We start from the raw sequence: 19,796 nt of genomic DNA on the forward strand, positions 1-19,796 counted from the left end.
GACGGTTTTATTGCTTAACGGGACGCATGCCGGCATCGTCTACGATAATGTTGGCGTTTAACTCACCATCATTGCTCTTCCAGAACTGCCAGAACGAACTGCTGTCGCTGTCAGGAAAAGGCAACGCCAGCCGCCACACTTTGCCATCCAGCTTTTGATATTCCGCCATGATGCCGATGAAACGTGCTTCAGGAAGACTTTTGGCACTCAGCGTTTTAGTGAGCTGACCGGACATCAGGAAAAACTGCTGGTTGTTAAGCAGCGTATTTCCCAGCGCGGTAGCAGGTTGATTCTGTAAGGTGAAAAAGTCAGCAGACATAAACTCCGCATCAGACGTCAGTAACATCACCCGGACTTTCAACGGCGCGCCACCATTGATTTGTGGATGCGCCTGAAAATTCAGGTTGTAGCGCGCGATATCAGGCTTACTGCTACTGCATGCCGTCAGCAAGAGTAGCAGGAAGGGCCAGAGCCATATTTTCAGACCAGCGCGTAAATAGGTATGTGCCATTTCTGTCCCTCCCTGCCCCTGACTTAGTTGATGATCCAGGTACCGTTATTTTTGTTCTGGCACGCCTGACTGTTGCCATCGACTGACACACAGGTCTTTTTCCTGGCAGCGGCACGCACACGACGCTTTGGCTGGTCAGCTTTAACGGTTTGATCGTACATATCGCTTTTCACCACGGCACGGAACGGCACATAGCCAATGACTTTTACAGCGCTGGTTGGGGCCTGAGCAGCGGCACCTTTGTTATCAGCTGCTTTTGCATCGGCAGCTGGCGCGGGTGCGGCTTCGGCCTGCGCGTCTTCACCCAATGCCAGCCAGTTATTTTCAACCTGGCCGACAACGGTATAGCTTTCACCGGTTTTTAGGGTTTCAACCACTTTGCCGCTGAAATCCGGGCGCGTCATGACGGACGCCGGATACAAGGCGCGATAGGTTTCATTCAAGGCAGAAAACTGAGCGGGTGCAGCAATGGCATGACGATGCATCAAGGTGGTGCCATCAACCGTGCTGGTCACCATTGTGTCATCCGTCATTTTTGGCGGTGTTTTACAGCCTGCAACAGCAAAAACGAACATCAGGCTTAATGCAATTCGAAAGTTCACCATTTTCTTCATATTTAGTTCCATTAATACCCAAAAAGTGGCCATTGGCCGGTGTTAAGCAAACCATGTCGTCATACGAGGTATGCTGGCCGCCATTTGGAGCCAACATCCTGATTAACAAAACAATTTGCCTGAATAAGATAATTTATTGAGTGTAAAATTTATATTCGATGAGATTGAACAGTGTAGAAACTGCTCATAAAAACCTGATGACCGGAACAAGACGGCTAAATGTAAGATTAAACATTCAGCAAACTGACAAATTCCTAAACGCAAACGTCATTAAGACAGCCTGGTTAACTCTTACGCGCAAACAATTCATATTGCTGAATCGTTAAGTTTTGCAAGGCTGATTAATCGTTATAAGTGTGGGGAGAATGGCAACATCCTGCTTAACTTCCAGTCGATCTCACACAAATAGCAATAAATCAATGGCTTACAAATTAAACTGCAGCACCATAGCTACCGCACGAGCCTGAACATCCTGCTCGCCTGTGTAAAGTTCTTTTCCTTTTATTAACATCTTACACAGCTTTACATAATGCCTGCAAAATTTCAACATAGCTCAGACACATCCTAATCAGTAATAAAACTAATATTTATGGTTAACGCAAACTTCATCCTGGCCTGAGAATACTGCCATGAAAATGGCTAAAAACCGCGAATTCAGGCTGCCTCCCGCTCCGCTTAAGCCTGTAAACATTAGCATAACGAATGCTTAATGAAGAAATTACGTCTGAAAAGCAGGATAATGGGCGCGCCGGGGAAGCGTTTTTAAGTATTAAATCGTAATTAAGTCAAATTTTACCCATAAGTAATAAATCCTAATTCATTTAATTTATTTAAATTCAATAATTTAAAAACAAGGGCTTATATTAATTTAAGAATTATCTTAATAAGCTGATCAATTAATAGCGTCTTTCTGCAACTGTTATGGGAAATTAAACGGCATCGCGTCAGTTGTTACAGACCAGCCAGGCCCGCAGGGATAACGCCTGGCCGGTTTTAAATGAAAGTATGGATGCGGGAAGTGACGTCGGGATGGACGAAAACAGGAAGCCGCAAGCGTTACGCTGAACGCCAACACAGACCAGCGTTAGCCAGCGCGGTGTACGCAGAAATCACGACTGCTGGGCTTTGGCAATCATCTTACGGTAATTGTTCAACCACTTACCGCTGTTGAATCGTCTCCAGAAAAAGAGACCTCTGACCATCCAGTCGAGGAACATGCCAAGCCAGACGCCAGTCACGCCCATCCCCAGTTCAATGCCCAACAGGTAGCCCACAACAACCCTGGCACACCACATGCTGAACATGGAGACATACATTGTGTAACGGGCATCACGCGCGCCCTTGAGACCGGCGGGAAGAACCCACGAGGCGGCCCATATTGGCATGAACAAGGCATTCAGCCAGATGAGGTGTTTAGTCACATTGATGACTTCGGGATCGCTGGTGTAGAAACGGGCCAGTAAACCTGCCAGCGGTACGGTAAGCGCAGCAATACATGACAGACAGAGCGTGGCCAGCCAAAAGACATGCTTTGCCTGCCGTTCAGCCTGAAACACCTGGTATTTGCCCAGCCGCCTTCCGGTGATGATAGTTGACGCTGAACCCAGAGAGTTACCCGGCAGGTTAATCAATGAAGCCACAGAGAAGGCGATAAAATTACCGGCAATTTCATTGGTGCCCATGCCTGCGACAAAAACCTGAGTCAGCAATTTACCGCCGTTAAACAGCACGGATTCGATACTGGCAGGCACGCCAATGCTCAGTACTTCATATAAGATGCTGCTGTTCCAGCGACGAAAATAACTGGAAAGCGTGATTTTTAGCGAAGCATTAAATCCAATCATTAACACATAAATAATGGCGAAAGCGCCGATATAGCGGGTAATGGTTAACCCTAATCCAGCGCCGACAAACCCCAGTCCATCCCATGAAAAGCAGCCATAAATGAGTACGCTACTGATCATGATATTGAGGATATTCATCCCGCCATTAATCAGCATCGGGATCTTGGTATTCCCTGCCCCACGCAGCGCGCCACTGCCGATTAGCGTGATTGCCGCTGCCGGATAGCTCCATGCGGAAACCTGGAGATAGCTCAGTGCTAAGGCTTTCACTTTTGGTTCGGCAGCGCCCGCAATAGCATCAATGATCAGGTGGCCCCAGAATTCGATAGCAATGACCAGCACCAGCGCCAAAATCGTCATCATGGCCAGAGACTGGCGCGTGGCGGCGCGGGCCCGCTTGCCGTTGCGCCTTGCCAGGCTGAAGGCGACGACTACGGTAGTACCGAGATCGATGGCGGCAAAAAAGGAGATGATGACCATGTTAAAACTGTCAGCCAGGCCCACGCCTGCCATCGCCTCTTTACCCAGCCAACTGACCAGGAAAGTACTCAACACACCCATTAACAGCACACAGGCGTTTTCGAAAAAGATAGGAACTGCAAGCGGCGAAATTTCACGCCAGTACAGCGTGCGGTAGGAACGACGTTTGGGATACCACGCCGTGCGCTTAATCGCCTGCACCACTGCTACGCCGGGATTTTGCAAAGGAGTACCAAATATGAAGAAGTCGGGGGAATAACTCTAATGATGGTAGCCTGCGGGCAAATATGCAAAACGTTTTGCATTCCTGTTAAATCATGGTTACACACTTTTTTTATCTCTGCCTCCCACCCATTTAAATCGCCACGTTGTCGCATCCGGCACGTGATAATCCCTGGAAGAATGCCTTTTCTGTGCGGATAACCCGATGTAATGGTCGGGTTTATCTGCATTTTCACTTACCCCATCGCGCCAGCGTTAAGCCTCGCCTATAACTCGCAGCAGTAAAATGCGCGCGATCATAGATTCTTCACCAAATCCTTCGTTAAACCCGCTAAGCTGAAGGAAATTGTCGTAAGCATGTGAAAGGAGAAGTTATGCCCGCCCAACGGAAAAATCTTACACGCGAGCAGGCGCTTGATACGCTTGAGCAGATGTATGACGATGCAGTGAATGCCCTGCGCGCGTCGATTAAAGCCTACACGGAAGAAGGATCGTTACCTGATCCCGTTGCCCGGTCGCAAGGTCTGTTTGTTTATCCTGAATTACGTATTACATGGCAGGGCGATGGCCCTCAGCAGAATCGTACCCGCGCCTGGGGACGTTTTACTCACACAGGCAGTTACAGCACTACGATTACGCGCCCGGCTTTGCTACGCCACTACATTTCTGAGCAGCTTGCTATGCTGGAAAAAGAGTATGAGGTCGAAATCGACGTCGGTCCTTCGCGTCAGGAAATCCCTTATCCTTACGTCATTGACGGTTCTGACCTGTCGCTGGACCGCACCATGAGCGCCGGTATTGCCCGCCATTTTCCCACCACCGAGCTGTCGCAGATTGGTGATGAAACGGCAGACGGTTTATTTCATGCCGATGCCACCTTCCCTCTTTCTCACTTCGATGCGCTGCGCACTGACTTTTCACTCGCCCGCCTGCGCCATTATACCGGCACCGCCGTTGAGCATTTTCAGCCCTTTGTACTGTTCACCAACTACACGCGCTATGTAGACGAATTTGTTCGCTGGGCCATTGAGCAGGTTCGCGATCCTTCGACGCCTTTTGACAGTCTTGTCTGCGCAGGTGATGTCGTTCTGACAGCCAGTACGGAAGACAACGAAGCGATGCTGTCTGATTTAGCGTGGAAGAAGCATCAGATGCCCGCCTGGCACCTGACGTCACCCAACCGCCGGGGCATTACCCTGATTAATATCGGCGTCGGTCCGTCCAATGCCAAAACCATCTGCGATCATCTGGCCGTTATTCGCCCCCACGCCTGGCTGATGATTGGGCACTGTGGTGGCCTGCGTGAAAGCCAGCGTATCGGTGACTATGTGCTGGCGCACGCTTATCTGCGTGATGACCATGTGCTTGACAGCGTGTTGCCACCCGATATCCCGATTCCAAGCATCGCTGAGGTTCAGCGGGCGTTGTATGACGCAACCAAATCGGTCAGCGGTATGCCGGGCGAAGAGGTCAAAGAGCGTCTGCGCACCGGAACCGTTGTAACGACTGACGATCGCAACTGGGAACTGCGCTATTCGGCTTCAGCCCTGCGTTTTAACCTCAGCCGTGCCGTCGCCGTCGATATGGAAAGTGCGACGATTGCCGCGCAGGGTTATCGCTTCCGGGTGCCTTATGGCACATTACTCTGTGTTTCAGATAAACCGCTGCATGGCGAGATCAAGCTGCCCGGTCAGGCAAACCGCTTCTACGATGGTGCGATTTCAGAACATCTGCAGATTGGTATTCGTGCCGTGGAATTATTGCGGGCTGAAGGTGATAAGCTGCATTCACGTAAGTTACGCACGTTTAACGAACCACCGTTCCGTTAAACGATAAAAGATGAAAAAGACGGTATTAAGTGTGAATGCATTTCACATTAATGCCGTCTCTAAATTGAATACGTTATGCTGATTCAGGCCGCGTTTAATACGGCAGTGTTGATGAACCAGGCAAATACAGCAAGGATAGCTGGGACCATTAACGTCCAGATAAGTCGGTTATTCAGGCTTTCAAATTTTAAATCCAGTTTATCGAATCTTTCGTCAATCTTGTCGAATCGATGATCCATGGCATCAAGTCGTCTGTCGATGCCATCAAGTCTGATATCAAGGCCATTAAGCCTGAAATCAATGCCGTCGAGTCTCTTGTCAATGCCGTCAAGCCGTGCTTCAATGCCGTTAAATCTCACATCAATAGCGTCGAATTTTTTGTAAACATCATCAAACTTCGCATTTATCACGCTGAACTGGATATCGATAAGATTAAATCGATTAGCAAAGTTGAATAATATGCCATCGATTTCAGTCAGTTTGCTCTCAATGCTGACCAGCCTGCCGTCAACATCGGCAAACCTGATGCTAAAATGTTCAACTTTATCTTCCAGTTGAGTAAATCGCTGACGTATTTCAACATGAAACACAGTCTGCTCCGAGCGCAGACGCTCAAGATCGGCTTTGGTCGCAAACGCCATGGCGCGCCCACTAAAAAGCGCCAGATCGATTTTTATTTGATGATTGTCGGCTTCAAGTCGCTCAAAGCGCATCTCAAAATTTTCCATTTTTCTGCCTCCTGTCCAGCGATGACTGAGGGTCAAATGCGGATTACCGCGATTCCGTTTTCCATACAGATTGCCCATTATTTTTTCCTGACAGGCGGATTAACTCAATCCATTAATGTAAGTCCCAACCTGCTTCACTGTTATTGAAGCAAAATCTCGCGCAATAAACATTACCTGATTGAATAAAAAGGAAAAATAAAAAGAGAGTCAACTCGTTCCTTTATTCGCAATGTTTAATCAAAGGATAAAAGGACAGCGGCGTGAAGAAAAGGTGGTTCAGAGACGATCTGGAAGGGAGCGCACAAGGATTGAAGATAACCGTGAATAACCATCACCCGTTAATTTGGCATACCGCATTAAAACCGTTACAGCATATTCAATATACTGTAACGGTCTGATTAATTAGGCACTCAGCCAGCCAAGTTTAATGACAAATAAGATAGAAAGAATAATTAGTGCAACATTAATCTCTTTGGTGCGCCCGCTGAGTAACTTAACCACGGTCCAGGTGATAAAGCCAAACGCGATACCGTTGGCAATAGAATACGTCAGCGGCATCGTCAGTGCGGTTACCGTCACAGGGGCGGCAGTCGTGATATCTTTCCAGTCAATTTCAGCCAACCCGGACGTCATCAAAACAGCGACAAACAGTAACGCCGGTGCGGTGGCATAAACCGGTACGCTTGACGCGAGGGGAGAAAAGAACAGCGCAAGCAGGAAAAGAACGGCAACCACCACAGCCGTCAGACCGGTACGTCCACCTGCGCTGACGCCAGCGGCAGACTCGACATAGCTGGTGGTGGTAGATGTCCCCAGCAGAGAACCAAACAGCGCGGCAGCACTGTCTGCAACCAGCGCGCGTCCCATCTTAGGCACGTTGCCCTGCTCGTCAGCCAGCCCGGCACGTTTGGTCACGCCCAGCAGTGTGCCGGTGTTATCAAACACATCGACAAACAAGAAAGCAAAAATCACGCTAATTAAGCCGACGTTAAAGGCTCCCGCAATGTCCAACTGCATAAAGGTTGGCGCGATTGAAGGCGGTGCAGAAAACACACCACCAAATTTCGTCAGGCCGATCCCCATGGAAATAAAGGTAATGAGCAAAATGCCAATTAATACGGCCCCTGTGACGCGACGCGCTTCCAGGACGACGATGATGATAAAACCTAACATCGCCAGCAGTGGTCCCGGCTTAGTCAGATCGCCAATCCCCACCAGCGTGGCCGGGTTATCCACCACGATTCCGGCACCTTCCAGCGCGATAATCGCCAGGAAAAGCCCGATCCCGGCGGCAATACCTGCGCGCAGCGGCAGCGGGATACTGTTAATAATCCATTCGCGAATCTTAAATATGGATAAGGCAAAGAAGATCACGGCGGACAGGAACACCGCACCTAATGCAATCTGCCAGCTATAGCCCATGTGCAAGACAACGGTATAGGTGAAAAAGGCATTCAGCCCCATTCCCGGTGCCAGCGCGATCGGGTAGTTGGCAATCAGCCCCATTAATACAGAACCAATCGCAGCTGCCAGACAGGTCGCGACAAAAACGGCACCTTTATCCATGCCGGTTGCGCCCAGAATACTGGGGTTAACAAACAGAATGTAGGCCATCGCCAGGAAGGTGGTAATCCCTGCGATGATTTCAGTGCGTACGGTTGTGTTGTGCGCTTTTAATTTAAATAGTTTTTCTAACATCATTATCTCTCGATGATAGAGACGTCACTTAGGTGCGCGCTCTCTTGCCAAAGTTATGGTCATGCTGTTTGTTGTGATACTGAGGGATCGCCAGTGCTGTCGCATGCCAGCCCGGCCACCCGAAATACTGTTTTCGCTTTCCTTAGTCACGTGAGCAATTGCAAAGGCTTAAGCAATTGCTGTGCCAGCCTGGCACGCAATCGATTACCTGGGTGAGGGCAAGCGAGCCTTAAGATAATTCTGAACCGAATCAGGGCGCGATTATGGTGCATTGCCCCCTGACAGCGCAATCGTTTTCCTGCACGGTCCACTCTCCGGGAAATTCTGCGCTTACGCACGGTTTAGCACCTTGCCAGGCGACGCTGGTCACGTTTCAGCTGCATCAACCTGCAGACAATATTGGAATGTGTACACTCGCATTTAACCCTTCAGTAACATTGAGGTCACACGATGAAGCCAGCAATTCTGGTGGTGGATGACGATCATGCTGTCTGCGATCTGTTGCAGGACGCACTCAGTGAACATGGTTTGTTGGTTTATCGCTGTCATCAGGGAAAAGATGCCCTCGCGATGGTGCGCGAACGCCCGGAAATTTCTCTGGTGATGCTGGACATGATGTTGCCCGACACCAATGGATTGCTGGTTCTGCAGCAGTTGCAGCGTCAGCGGCCGGACATTCTGGTGATTATGCTGACCGGGATGGGATCGGAAGCGGAAATGGTGGTGGGCCTGGAGATGGGAGCGGATGATTATATCGCCAAACCCTTCAACCCCCGCGTCGTCGTTGCGCGGGCGCGCGCTGCACTCAGGCGCAGCGGGCGCGTCGTGACGCCGGAAGGTGACCATGAAGGATGGCGTTTTAATGGCTGGCTGCTTGATGAGGCGCGCTGCCAGTTACTGAATCCGCAGCGTGAAACCGTGCCCTTAACCCAGGGTGAATACACCTTGCTGCGCGCCATGGTACGACATGCGCGCAAGGTTCTGACGCGCGATCAGTTACTGGAACTCACTCATAGCGAAAGCATGGATGTGTTTGACCGTACTATCGATGTTCTGATTATGCGGCTGCGCCGTAAAATCGAAGTGAACCCGCATCAACCCGGCCTGATCCGCACGATTCGCGGGCTGGGTTATGTTTTTTCAGCGGACGTGGTGAAACCTGAAGGTCTGCGGCTCTCGACGCAAACAGCCTGAGCCATCCACTGCCTCATCTCGGTCAGTGGACGAATGCCATCGATGGCATTCGCCGCGCGTAAGTTAAAGCAGGCACAGGTGTGAGCCAGTTGCAGCGTCGACAGCATGTCATCGCCCTGATGGCTGGCAAACAGCACCCCCGCGCAAAACGCATCGCCGGCTCCCACACTGCCAACAATGTCGTCCGGTGCCAGTTGCCATGCTGGCTGCCAGATACCCTCGCCGCCCACCTCCTGACCCCATGCACCTTCCGGCGCATGAATGACCACACGCTGGCGCACGCCCTGCCCGGCCAGCCACTGTGCAGCGTTTGCAAAAGCCGCCGGTGGCTGAATCCCCTGACTGTCACGCAACACAATACCTGACAGCGCCTGTGCTTCCAGTTCGTTAATGATCAGATAATCCAGCCAGCGTAGTGCGGGCAGCACCTGGGGACGATAATCACCCACGCGTGAGGCTAAATCCAGAGAGGTAAAATAGCCACGCTGCTGCATCTGGGCCAGTAAACGGGCGCTGCGCGTACCAAATTCGCTGTCTGCGCCATCCAGCGTTTCAAGCAGCAGTAAATAGCCTAAATGGAAGATGCGCTGTGCGTCATCAACGGCCGCAAAATGGGGCCTGTCCAGCAGGGCGTTCGCGCCGGGTGAAAAGAAAAACGTTCGCTGCCCATCCGGTGCCGTCATCACCTGCGTCATCGCGGTGGGCTTATGACTGGTACGCTGCACCCAGCGATGATCGATCTGCGCCTCCTGCATCATGGTCAGCAGATAGTCACCGTCGGCGTCATTCCCTAACAGGCCGATCGCCACCAGCGGAAGCTGACAGTGCATGCGCGACAGGGTAAGCAGGACGTTAAGCGGCGCGCCACCTGCCGCCTTTTCGCTATGCTGCACCTCCGCCAGCCAGCCCTGCTCCGGCCAGTGACTAATGCGGTGGACATAATCCACCAGCATCACGCCAGCGGCCAGAATGCCGCGCCGCGCGCTCATCTATGCCTGCCCTACGCTGCCGAAAATCTTCATTTGCTGCATGACCGTCTCACAAATGGCTTTTTCTACCGCCATGAGCAGTTCAGCAAACTCGTCATAACGCGTATTGCGTGATGCCAGACTGCGCTCTACCGCGTCGAGTGCCGCCTGGGACATGCCGGTATAAAAGTTAATTTTATGAATACCGAGCGAGATAGCCCGGCGGAAATCCGCATCGCTGATGCCCGATCCGCCGTGCAGCACCAGCGGCACGCCGGTTTGCTGACGGATGGCGGCCAGCCGGTCAAAATCAAGTTTGGGTTCGCCTTTGTATTTGCCGTGGGCATTCCCAATGGCGACCGCCAGCGTATCGATGCCGGTTTCGCGGACAAATTCGGCGGCCAGGCGCGGATCGGTGAATTTTTCGCTATCGGCCTCCCCAAAGAGCGCGCCACCTTCATCTCCCCCTACCGCACCCAGCTCCGCTTCAACCGACACGCCCACGGCATGTGCCGCCCTGACAACCTCGCGGGTCTGGCGAATGTTTTCGTCATAACTCAGGGTCGAACCGTCGAACATTACCGAGGTAAAGCCCAGGCGGATGGCCTGCATCACCGCTTCGAAGTGCAAACCGTGATCCAGATTGAGCACCACCGGAATAGCGTGCTTTGCGGCTTCAAACTTTATCGCCTCAACGATCTGGTCGAGGGTGACATATTTAAAATGCACTTCTGCAATGTTGATAATAAAAGGTGAGCGTTGCTGCCCGGCAGCCGCAAACAGCGCGCGCAGGAAATGGCTGTCCAGAACATTAAACGCGCCCAGTGCGTACCCATTTTGCTGTGCATGAGCCAGCCCTTGTGCCAGAGAGATCAATGCCATTATTCACTCCTCAGATTGAGCCAATGGGAATAGTCGTTGCAGAGCAGCCGGTGCGGCTCCTGATCCTCGTCGAGGGCGTTAAAGCGTGCCAGCGGCGTCAGAAACACGTTGTCGTTATCGTCATCGTTAGGCATCGAGACTTCCCCGACCAGCACATCGCCAAAGCCGTTTTCGCCCCAGAAACTGTGCCAGACACCGGCAATCAGAGTGACGCTTTCGCCAGGTGACAGCCGGAGCTGTGACCCTGCAGCATGGGTTTGCCTGATGCCATCCAGCGACACCGTGACCGGCGTGCTCGCTTTTTCATTGCCTTCACGGTTGTAAAGCTCGACGATCAGATTGCCGCCACCGCGATTAATAATGTCTTCCATTTTTCGTGGATGGTAATGCATCGGCGTCACCTGCCCTTCACGCACATGCATCACTTTTTCAGCATAGGGTTTGTGCCAGGGCTTTCCGCCCGGTGAGCCATTGCGCAGGGTGAAGAGCGTCAGGCCGGTTTGCAGAAAATCATCGGCCCCAAAGCTGGTGAGGTCCCAGCCCAGACGTAACGCCACAATTTCATCCATATCACACTGCTGCTGACGCCACTGACGGATATCGTAATCCGCCCAGGGCGGCAGATGGACATCCTGACGCGTAAAAAAGTCTCGCGTGTTTTGCAAAAACACATTCACTTCGGAGCGTTGCATCCTCAGCTCTCCCGTTAAAGCGGCACCCTGAGGTGCCGCGCGCCGGTTTATTTCACTGTCCAGCCCTTGTAGCTGCTGACGTTATTACGATCGATTAACTTCACCGGGATCAGTACCGGTTTATCCGGGGCCGGTTTGCCCTGAAGAATGTCGTAACCGATCTCAACGGCTTTGGCTGCCATCACCTGCGGGTCCTGTGCTGGCGTGGCGGCAAACAGCGAGTTTTTACGCTTCAGCGCTTCCTCGCCGTCCGGCGAACCATCCACGCCGACAATAAAGAACTCTTTGCGCTGCGCCTGTTTTGCGGCTAAGTCTGCGCCGATAGCGGTAGGATCGTTAATGGCGAACACCGCATCGATTTTTGGATTTGCCGACAGCAGGCCGGTCATCACTTCCAGTCCGCCTTCACGGCTGCCTTTAGCGTTCTGGTTAGAGGAGAGCAGCTTGATGTCCGGATGGCGTTTCAGCTCGGTCATGCAGCCTTCCACGCGGTTCTGTACTGCCGAAACTGGCGGTCCGTTAATAATCACCACGTTGCCTTTCTCTTTCAGGCGATCGGCGATGTATTTACAGGCCATTTCACCGGCCTGGGTGTTATCGGAGGTGATGGTGGCGTTAGCGCCATCTGCGGCCACGTCCACCGCGACCACGACAATACCGGCGTCACGTGCGCGCTTAACGGCGGGAGCAATCCCTTTTGAATCGGCGGCATTCAGGATAATCATGTCCACTTTGGCAGCAATAAAGTTGTCAATCTGACCGACCTGCTGTCCGAGATCGTAGCCGCTCGAGACCAGCGTGACCTTAACGTTGTCGCCGGCCAGCTGACGCGCCTTCATCTCTGCACCTTTAGTGATCTGCACAAAGAATGGGTTAGCCAGATCGCCTACGGTTACACCAATAGATTTCAGTTCTTTTGCCTGAGCCACACCGGCGCTGAACAGCGTTGCCGCCAGCAGCCCAGTTACAATCGGATTAAAACGCATAGATCTTCTCCTGCTGTTATTTATCTGCCAACTGCTGAATGGCGCTTTGTTTGCTCTGCGCATGTGGCCTGTCAGCCCACATGATGACGAGTTCGATATTTGTCGATCAGCACGGCAATAATGATCACCGCGCCTTTAATCACCAACTGCCAGAAATAGGAAACACCCATTAATGTCATGCCGTTGTTCAGCGTGGCGATAATCAGCGCCCCAATCAGCGTGCCGGTAATGGTGCCGATGCCACCGACGAAACTGGTACCGCCTAAAATGACCGCTGCGATGGCGTCCAGCTCATAGCCCACGCCAAGGTTGCCGTTGGCGCTGTAAAGACGCGACGCACTCATCAGCCCGCCCAGCCCGGACAGCAACCCGCTCATGCCGTAGACAAACACCAGCACCATGCCCACTTTGATGCCCGTCAGTCGGGCCGCCTGGATGTTGCCGCCCACCGCGTAGATATGCACCCCCAGCGTGGTGCGGCGCAAAATAAACCAGCAGATGGCGATGACGGCAAAAGCGATGACGATGAGCCACGGCACCGGCCCAAGATAGCCGTTGCCTATCCACTCAAAATTAATATCGGAATTGATGACTGTGGTGCCGTTGGCCAGCAGATAGGCCGCGCCGCGCAGAGCGGTATAGGTGCCGAGCGTGACGATAAACGGCGGCAGTCCGGCCCAGGCCACCAGAATGCCGTTAAACAATCCCATGACCAGTCCGGCACCCAGCGCCATTGGGATCGTCAGTGACGCCAGCATCGGGTCCAGCGAGGTCAGCAGCGCCACCACCGCCGTGGTGCCCAGCATCGATCCCACGGACAAATCGATACCGCCCGTCAGAATGACAAAGGTCATTCCTGCGGCCAGCACAATATTGATAGAAGCCTGGCGCGTAATGTTCAGTAAATTGGCTTCGGTAAAGAAGTTAGGAGTAACAAAACCGAAGACTGCGACGATTAAAATCAAAATCGGTAAAATGCCCACCGTCTGCATGATGTCGCCCATCAGAGCGCGCTTGATCGTCGGTGGGTTAACAGGTGCCGTTTGTGTCATTGTTTTATCCTCATACTTCAAGCGGTGATGCGCTGTGCGCACCGGTTGCCAGCGTCATGATGTTTTCCTGACTGATCCGGTCGCCCGCCAGCTCGCCGGCGATGGCCCCTTCATGCATCACATAAACCCGGTCGCTCATGCCGACGACCTCCGGTAATTCACTGGAGATCATGAGAATGGCCACGCCCTGCCGCGCCATATCCTGCATCATGCGGTAAATTTCGCTTTTCGCGCCGACGTCGACGCCGCGCGTCGGCTCGTCCAGAATCAGAATGCGGGGTCCGATGGCGATCCAGCGAGAGATCAACAGCTTTTGCTGATTGCCCCCTGATAAACCGCCAGCGCGTACCAGCGCATGGGGCACACGAATATTGAGAGACGAAATGGCCTCACTGGCGATTTTTCGGGATTTGCGACGGTTAAGCATGCCGTAGCTAGCATCACGCTCCAGGGTGGCCATCACGATGTTTTCCTGCGCGGCCATCTCCAGAAACAGCCCCTGCTCTTTACGGTTCTCGGTAAGAAAACCAATGCCGTGCGCAATCGCCTCACGCGGGGAGTGAATCGCCACCTTCTGACCATCGATCCAGATCTCACCCTGTTTAAGCCGGTGCACACCAAAGATCAGCTGTGCCAGTTCACTGCGTCCGGCCCCCACCAGTCCGGCCAGGCCGACGATTTCGCCCGCACGAACCTCCAGGCTACAGGGATGGACTTTGCCGCCGTCGGACAGGTGGTTGATCGCCAGGCGAACGGCACCGCGCGGAATCGTGCGGTCTTTGTTAAACAGGTCACTGAGTGGACGCCCCACCATCATGCGCACCAGCTCACTGGCATTGAGGTTGTCACGCGTCAGGCTGCCCACGTACTGCCCGTCGCGCAGCACGCTGACCCGATCTGACAGTTCATAGACTTCAGCCATGCGGTGGCTGATATAAATAATCGCCATACCTTCGCTGCGCAGACGTTTGATGAGGGCAAACAGTTGTTCGGTTTCACGATTCGACAGGGCGGCGGTAGGCTCATCCATCACCAGAATCCGGCTGTTACGGTGCAAAGCGCGCGCAATTTCAACCTGCTGCTGCTCGGCAATACTCAAGCGGCTGACTTTGTCAGTGGCGCTGAACTGTGCGCCCAACCGGTTGATCACCTGTTGCGCCTCGTCCGCCATCTGGTGGCGTTTCACCATGCCTGCCCGGGTAATTTCACTGCCCAGAAAGATGTTTTCGGCCACGGTAAGATTGGGGGCCAGGTTGATTTCCTGATAGATCAGCGTGATGCCAGCAGCTAACGCCTCTTTGGGCCCTTTCAACTGCCAGGGCTTGCCATCAATTAACACCTCGCCACTGCTGGCCGTATAGGCACCCGCCAGTATCTTCATCAGGGTGCTTTTACCCGCGCCATTTTCGCCCATGAGCGCATGCACCTCACCGGGATACACGGTGAGATCCACCCCTTTTAACGCGTAAAAATTACCAAAGCGTCGGGTGATCTCGCGCATTTCGAGTATCGGCTTTGCTGTCATCTACCCGCTCCTGCTGGTTATGAATAGCAGCGAGTTAAGCAGGGCCAGATAAATGGAAAATGTCAGAAGTCATTCATATTTGTCATATTTCGCCTTGTGCTCGCTCCTATACTCGGCTCATCATCGCACGGTCGGAGAGTCTTTATGCAACGCAGTTCACCGTGGCAAGTCGGGGCGCGCGGTCGCCTGTTGCTGTCTCATTTGTTGGTGGTATGCGTCACATTAATGGTCAGCGTGGTGGCAGTAACCAGCTTTCGTCATGCGGGCACCATCCAGGAACAAGCCCAGGCGCAAACCCTGGCCGATATGAACGGCAGCCTTGCCCTGGCGCGGGATACCGCGAACGTCGCCATTACGGCAGTGCGCTTATCCCAGGTGGTCGGTGCGCTTGAATATCAAAGTGAATCGCGACGATTACAGCAGAATCAGCAGGCTTTGCAGCATTCGCTCTTTTTGCTGGCCAACACACCGCTGGCCGCACGTGAGCCTGAGCGCGTGGCACGCCTGCGGGCGCGCAGCCTGATGCTTGAACAGTCGGTCAGTCTGCTGTTACGCACCGGCCATGAGCGCCATCTGCAGCGCAATATGTTGTTAAGCGGTTTATGGCAGTCGCAGCTCCTGCTTGAACGCATTAACGACCTGGCCCTGCGGCAGACCGCAGGTGCACCCGACAGGGAGCTGCGACAGCAGACCGGCAGGCTACTGGATATCGCTATCCGTACCCCTTCGTCAGCCGCGGTGATTGAACAGCTGCAGCAGGTCATGACCACATGGCACAGCGTCACGGCGCAAGGAACGCTGGGTGACGACGTGCAGCAACTGGTGCAGGCTCTGCAAAGCCTGACGCCGCTGTCGGCGGATCTGGAACAGAGCGATCTGGCCATCGCCTACGCCACCTACCGTATCAAAGCGCTGGTGGCCGCGCTGAATGACGACATTACTGCTTACGTACAGCAGGTGGCGCAGCAAACAGAAAGGCGCAATATTGCGACACATCACCAACTCGACTCGGTGAGCGGATTTATCATGCTCTCTGCGCTGCTGGCGTTGGCGATTACCGTGTATACCGGCTACTACATTTACCGCAACCTTGGCTCCAGCCTGACCGCCATTGCGGGGGCGATGACCCGGCTGGCGCAGGGAGAGCAGAACGTCAGCGTACCAGGATTGCAGCGTCGGGATGAGCTGGGTGAGCTGGCGCGCGCGTTTAACGTTTTTGCCCGCAATACCGCCTCTCTGGCGCATACCTCACGTCTGTTAAAAGAGAAAAGCACCCAGCTTGAGTCCACCTTCCTGGCGATGCGCGATGGTTTTGCCCTCTTCGATAACAGTGGGGAATTGGTGGTATGGAATGCGCAGTATCCGCAACTGCTGGGCATCGCCCCGCGGGATTTGCATCGCGGCATGCACTATCAGCAATTGCTGGAGCAGCTTGATGTGCAGTTGCACGATTTAGCGGAACCCCAGGAAGTCAGGCTGGCAGACGGACGGACGCTGGAACTGCGCTTTAGCCCCGTGCCGCGGCGCGGAATGGTTAATACCGTGCTGGAACGCACCTCGCGTAAGGTGCTGGAAGAAGCGCTGGTGCACAGCCAGAAAATGAAAGCGGTGGGCCAACTGACCGGCGGCATCGCGCATGATTTTAATAATCTGCTGGCCGTCATCATCGGCAGCCTGGCGTTAACCGAAGGGCAGCTTGCGCCCGGCCCTGTTGCCAGCCGGATTGAACGGGCACGCCAGGCGGCGGACAGAGCGGCACTCCTGACCCAGCGGCTGTTGGCTTTTTCGCGCAAACAAACCCTGAATCCCCATGCGGTTTCCGTCGTGTCGTTGATAGAGAATCTACAGGGGCTACTGCAGCACTCGCTGCTGCCCGGTCAGCATTTGATTATCGATGCACAGCGGCCCGGCTGGCCAGCCTGGATAGATGCCAGCCAGTTAGAGAATGCGGTGATGAATCTGGTGGTCAATGCCAGAGATGCCATGGGTGGACAGAGTGGCGAGATTCGCCTGCGCATCTGGAATCAGCGGCGAAGCGAACAGGGTGAAAAACGTGATCGGGTGACGATTGAGGTGATCGATCACGGTTGTGGGATGGCGGATGACGTGCGCGCCCAGGTCTTTGAGCCCTTCTTTACCACCAAGACCACCGGCACCGGAAGCGGGCTGGGGCTGTCGATGGTCTACGGTTTTGTCCGCCAGTCGGGTGGACAGGTAGAGCTGGAAACCGCGCCCGGCCAGGGCACAACGGTACGGCTGTTGCTGCCGCGTGCGCCTGATGTCGCGGCGGCACGTCCCATCGTGCCGGCTCCGGCTCAGCCCGATGCCGCCGATGACCGTCTGGTGCTGGTGCTGGATGATGAACCGGCGGTGCGGCAAACCCTGTGTGAGCACCTGCATCAGTTGGGTTATCTGACGCTGGAGTGCGCGACCGGTGAAGAGGCGCTGGCACTTCTGCATCAGACGCCGGATATCGATTTGCTCATCAGTGATTTAATGTTGCCGGGGGAGATAAACGGTGCCGAGGTCATTCGTCAGGCCCAGCAAACCTGGCCGAAACTGGCAACGTTACTGATCAGCGGTCAGGACCTGCGCCACCAGCCGGTCACGCTGCCGCTGTGTGAGCGGCTGGCAAAACCCTGGCAGGAGGCGCAACTGGTACAGGCGCTCCAGCGCGCCTGGCAGCGAAGCGCGCGGCTTAATCGTGCCCGTCCGGCTGCCACAACGGCACCGCTTTCCCAATGATATAGCGCTTACGCAGATGGCTTGAGATCGTATCCATGATCATCACCACCACCACCAGAATCAGCGTCAGGAACATCACCACATCCCAGTTCCACAGGCGCATATTCTCAGCATAAACCAGGCCGACACCGCCCGCGCCGACAAAGCCGAGGACCGCCGCTGAGCGGGTATTCGACTCGATTTGATAAAGGCTGAGCGCCAGGAACTGCGGAAAAGACTGGGTGAAGATACCAAAACGGTGCTTCTGTAAGCTGTTCGCGCCCAGTGCCCCCAGCCCCCGGCTGGGTGAACGCTCTACCGCTTCGTGCCCTTCCGAATAGAGCTTACCCAAGAGTCCCACGTCCTGCAGGATAATGGCCAGTACACCGGCCAGTGGCCCCATACCGACCGCACGCACAAAGATCAGGCCCCAGATGGCCATATCAATCCCGCGCAGCATGTCGAACAGACGACGCATCAGGAAAGCAATGGGCCGGGCTGCCCGGTCATGCATCACATTACGTGCGGCCAGAAAGGATAATGGCAGCGCCAGTAAGGTGGCGGTAAGCGTACCGGCAAATACGATCGCCAGCGTAATCCCTACCTGAGAGAAATAGTAGCCAAAGGGCCAGTTGGCAAAGTCCTGCCAGACAAACATGCGCAGGAAATAGCGCCCCAGCTGCTGACAGCCCATCAGCAGGCGGCCCCATTCAATACCGTACACCATAAAGAAAAAGACGTAATAGAGCATCAGCGCCAGTGCCAGCATAGCCAGACGCCGCAGATAGCGGTTTTGCGCGGCAAAGAGTTCAGGATGCTGCTGCTTCATCGCCATGATATCAGGGGCCAACGTAACCATATTTATTCCTCCACCACACGGCGGCGCAGGCGGCCAGAAACCGTATCCAGTAGCGACACCACAATCAGAATCAACAACAGCGTCATGCTGACCTGATCAAAGCGATCCAGTTTGATGTTGGTCATTAACTCCTGACCGATTCCGCCCGCCCCGACCAGCCCAAGAATGGTCGACGAACGGAAGTTAACCTCCAGCCGCATAAAACTGTAGGAAAGAAAGGTAGGTTTGACCTGGGGCCAGAATGCAAAGCGCATACGCTGTAGCTTGCTGGCACCGCAGGCGGCAAGCCCGCGCACCGGCTTATCGGATGCTGATTCAATCGATTCATAAAACAGCTTGGTCAGGCTGCCGATGGTATGTAAAGCCAGCGCCAGAAAACCGGGAATCGCGCCAATCCCAAACGCCATGACAAACATCACCGCCCACGCCAGTTCAGGCATCGTGCGTAAAAACGCCACAAAGGCACGAATTCCGATGCGCAGGCTGGCGGGCGTTTGCGTGTTGTCGGCGGCAAAAAATGCCAGTACGCCTGCAATGACGACCGCAATCAGTGTGGAGGCCAGCGCCAGCTGTAAGGTTTCCCAAATCAGCGGGAGCTGAATGTTCAGACGATAGCCCCAGTAGGCCAGCGACCCTTCCGTCTTGCCATCGGCAAACAGCAGCGGCAGATGCAAAACGGGGATAATTTCGCGGATGTAATCGAAAAAGTGCGGCAACGATTGCCAGATGGTCACGAGACTGAACTCTGACATATTGGCCGCCGCCAGATAGAGCACCACCAACACCAAAGACCAGATGAGCGAGTCACGCTTCTGTTGGCGGCGGATACGTTGATAATAACGTTCGAAGTCGGTCACGGGAGATGTCTCAGATTGAGGTGTGGCAAAGCCATCCTGGAAAGGTTGACGTGCAGACAAGCCCGTCGGCTGTCTCGTGCCGCCTGCCTTGCTGGAGGCGGCACGAGGACGGAAAGCTCACTGCCCTGCCG

16 protein-coding genes are annotated in these 19,796 nt (G+C 54.0%); 3 read left to right on the forward strand and 13 right to left on the reverse strand.

What is annotated here, in order from left to right; genetic code table 11:
* Window positions 1-7 precede the first annotated feature (7 nt).
* The 3 genes from tssJ to NR177_RS03940 all read right to left on the reverse strand — a co-directional run bounded on the left by tssJ (window position 8) and on the right by NR177_RS03940 (window position 3,650).
* A complete protein-coding gene (gene tssJ, locus NR177_RS03930; RefSeq protein ID WP_096010740.1) occupies window positions 8-511 on the reverse strand; it encodes a type VI secretion system lipoprotein TssJ in 504 nt (167 codons plus the stop codon).
* 23 nt (window positions 512-534) lie between these two features.
* Entirely contained in the window at window positions 535-1,137 is a 603-nt protein-coding gene (locus NR177_RS03935; protein ID WP_063880068.1) for a hypothetical protein, read from the reverse strand.
* Window positions 1,138-2,234: 1,097 nt separating this feature from the next.
* Complete coding sequence (locus tag NR177_RS03940) at window positions 2,235-3,650, reverse strand: EmmdR/YeeO family multidrug/toxin efflux MATE transporter (RefSeq protein WP_109717439.1); 1,416 nt, start codon at window positions 3,648-3,650, stop codon at window positions 2,235-2,237.
* A gap of 395 nt (window positions 3,651-4,045) precedes the next feature.
* Here NR177_RS03940 and NR177_RS03945 point away from each other — a divergent pair, with 395 nt between their 5' ends.
* A complete protein-coding gene (locus tag NR177_RS03945) occupies window positions 4,046-5,500 on the forward strand; it encodes an AMP nucleosidase (RefSeq protein ID WP_063880069.1) in 1,455 nt (484 codons plus the stop codon).
* A gap of 83 nt (window positions 5,501-5,583) precedes the next feature.
* Here the strand turns inward: NR177_RS03945 and NR177_RS03950 are convergent, their stop codons facing one another.
* A complete protein-coding gene (locus NR177_RS03950) occupies window positions 5,584-6,228 on the reverse strand; it encodes a hypothetical protein (RefSeq protein WP_256852335.1) in 645 nt (214 codons plus the stop codon).
* A 402-nt stretch (window positions 6,229-6,630) separates the two neighbouring features.
* Complete coding sequence (locus NR177_RS03955; RefSeq protein WP_216639866.1) at window positions 6,631-7,929, reverse strand: NCS2 family permease; 1,299 nt, start codon at window positions 7,927-7,929, stop codon at window positions 6,631-6,633.
* Window positions 7,930-8,376: 447 nt separating this feature from the next.
* On the opposite strand from NR177_RS03955, the gene NR177_RS03960 reads away from it, so the two are divergent.
* Window positions 8,377-9,120, forward strand: a complete 744-nt coding sequence (locus tag NR177_RS03960; protein ID WP_145394090.1) for a response regulator — start codon at window positions 8,377-8,379, stop codon at window positions 9,118-9,120.
* On the opposite strand, the gene NR177_RS03965 is transcribed toward NR177_RS03960, so the two are convergent.
* The 6 genes from NR177_RS03965 to NR177_RS03990 form a co-directional block, all read right to left on the reverse strand.
* A complete protein-coding gene (locus NR177_RS03965) occupies window positions 9,057-10,109 on the reverse strand; it encodes a carbohydrate kinase family protein (protein ID WP_063880073.1) in 1,053 nt (350 codons plus the stop codon). The genes NR177_RS03960 and NR177_RS03965 overlap by 64 nt on opposite strands.
* The gene (locus NR177_RS03970; protein WP_096010745.1) at window positions 10,110-10,970 is read right to left on the reverse strand and encodes a ketose 1,6-bisphosphate aldolase; all 861 of its coding nucleotides are present in this window, start codon (window positions 10,968-10,970) and stop codon (window positions 10,110-10,112) included.
* A complete protein-coding gene (locus tag NR177_RS03975; protein WP_063880075.1) occupies window positions 10,970-11,662 on the reverse strand; it encodes a D-lyxose/D-mannose family sugar isomerase in 693 nt (230 codons plus the stop codon). The genes NR177_RS03970 and NR177_RS03975 overlap by 1 nt, the downstream gene beginning before the upstream one ends.
* A 47-nt stretch (window positions 11,663-11,709) precedes the next feature.
* Entirely contained in the window at window positions 11,710-12,648 is a 939-nt protein-coding gene (locus tag NR177_RS03980) for an ABC transporter substrate-binding protein (RefSeq protein ID WP_063880076.1), read from the reverse strand.
* Window positions 12,649-12,719: 71 nt separating this feature from the next.
* Window positions 12,720-13,700, reverse strand: a complete 981-nt coding sequence (locus tag NR177_RS03985; RefSeq protein WP_063880077.1) for a COG4158 family protein — start codon at window positions 13,698-13,700, stop codon at window positions 12,720-12,722.
* Between the two features lie 10 nt (window positions 13,701-13,710).
* Window positions 13,711-15,225, reverse strand: coding sequence for a sugar ABC transporter ATP-binding protein (locus NR177_RS03990; protein ID WP_063880078.1), 1,515 nt, complete (start codon window positions 15,223-15,225; stop codon window positions 13,711-13,713).
* A 144-nt stretch (window positions 15,226-15,369) separates the two neighbouring features.
* Here NR177_RS03990 and NR177_RS03995 point away from each other — a divergent pair, with 144 nt between their 5' ends.
* The gene (locus NR177_RS03995) at window positions 15,370-17,970 is read left to right on the forward strand and encodes an ATP-binding protein (protein WP_256852336.1); all 2,601 of its coding nucleotides are present in this window, start codon (window positions 15,370-15,372) and stop codon (window positions 17,968-17,970) included.
* Here NR177_RS03995 and phnE (NR177_RS04000) read toward each other — a convergent pair.
* Window positions 17,924-18,808, reverse strand: coding sequence for a phosphonate ABC transporter, permease protein PhnE (phnE, locus tag NR177_RS04000; protein WP_256852337.1), 885 nt, complete (start codon window positions 18,806-18,808; stop codon window positions 17,924-17,926). The two genes, NR177_RS03995 and phnE (NR177_RS04000), sit on opposite strands and share 47 nt — an antisense overlap.
* 2 nt (window positions 18,809-18,810) lie before the next feature.
* A complete protein-coding gene (gene phnE, locus NR177_RS04005) occupies window positions 18,811-19,665 on the reverse strand; it encodes a phosphonate ABC transporter, permease protein PhnE (RefSeq protein ID WP_063880081.1) in 855 nt (284 codons plus the stop codon).
* Window positions 19,666-19,796 lie beyond the last annotated feature (131 nt).

The sequence above is a fragment of the Pantoea sp. Fr+CA_20 genome (assembly GCF_024520835.1).
Lineage (GTDB): Bacteria > Pseudomonadota > Gammaproteobacteria > Enterobacterales > Enterobacteriaceae > Pantoea > Pantoea allii.